The 1,261-nt window shown below is 54.6% G+C and carries 1 protein-coding gene; it reads right to left on the bottom strand.

Annotated features, from left to right (window positions below; translation table 11 throughout):
- Nucleotides 1-1,261 (bottom strand): calcium-binding protein (locus tag NIM86_RS17145; RefSeq protein ID WP_305884474.1); only part of this gene is annotated, 1,261 nt, incomplete at both ends.

Here is a 1,261-nt window from a genome sequence, read left to right as displayed (position 1 = left end):
ATGTCCGATCGCGTCCAGCTCGAACCATCGGCAAAAACAACGCTTTCGATCCCTTGGTCATAGTAGTCTTTCAGCGTGTAATTGAGCCTGATCGAACCACCATCACCGGCGCCGTCGGCGCTTTCGGCAATCAGCAACGTGACGTGATCGCCATTGCGCACCAAGCTTACCTCATCGGGATTGATGTCCGTGAAGATCAGCTTGTCACGGTCGCCGTTGAAGGTGGTCTCGGTAATGGTGTCGTTGCCGTCGCCCCGGCTGTAGATATAGGTATCGTTACCCTTCCCACCGTTGATCGTGTCGTTGCCGGGGCCGGCAGTTATCGTATCTGACCCACTGAAGCCATTGATTGCGTCGTCACCATCGGTCGAGGCCTGGTCGAGCAGCGTCAGGCGCATGTCCGATCGCGTCCAGCTCGAACCATCGGCAAAAACAACGCTTTCGATCCCTTGGTCATAGTAGTCTTTCAGCGTGTAATTGAGCCTGATCGAACCACCATCACCGGCGCCGTCGGCGCTTTCGGCAATCAGCAACGTGACGTGATCGCCATTGCGCACCAAGCTTACCTCATCGGGATTGATGTCCGTGAAGATCAGCTTGTCACGGTCGCCGTTGAAGGTGGTCTCGGTAATGGTGTCGTTGCCGTCGCCCCGGCTGTAGATATAGGTATCGTTACCCTTCCCACCGTTGATCGTGTCGTTGCCGGGGCCGCCAGAAATCAAGTCGGCGGCAGCTGTCCCACCAATTTGATCATCACCCGAGGTACCAGCTTGGTCGACGACCATAGTGATAATATCGTTTCTACTCCAAACGGTGCCATCAGCAAAAACGACGGACTCGGTGCCTTGGTTATAATAGTTGTTAAGTGTGTAATTGAGGCGAATTAAGCCACCATCGCCGGCGCCGTCAGAACTCTCCGTAATATTCAATGTGACGTGATCACCTTGACCAGTTAGGGTCACCTCATCGGGATTGATGTCAGTGAAGACCAGCTTGTCACGGTCGCCGTTGAAGGTGGTCTCGGTGATGGTGTCGTTGCCGTCGCCCCGGCTGTAGATATAGGTATCGTTACCCTTCCCACCGTTGATCGTGTCGTTGCCGGGGCCGCCAGTTATCGTATCATCAATATTGGAACCGATGATGGTGTCATCGCCATCGGTAGACTCTTGCTCCATCAAATTCTGCCGAACAGTGTCCATGGTCCATTCGGTGCCGTCGGAGAAGACGATCTTTTCGAGGCCTTCGCGATAGGAGGCGTTCA

This window comes from Notoacmeibacter sp. MSK16QG-6, from assembly GCF_024158145.1.
Classification (GTDB): domain Bacteria; phylum Pseudomonadota; class Alphaproteobacteria; order Rhizobiales; family Rhizobiaceae; genus Notoacmeibacter.
Note: the sequence above shows the minus strand (reverse complement) of the source record. Positions and strands in the feature narration are given on the sequence as shown.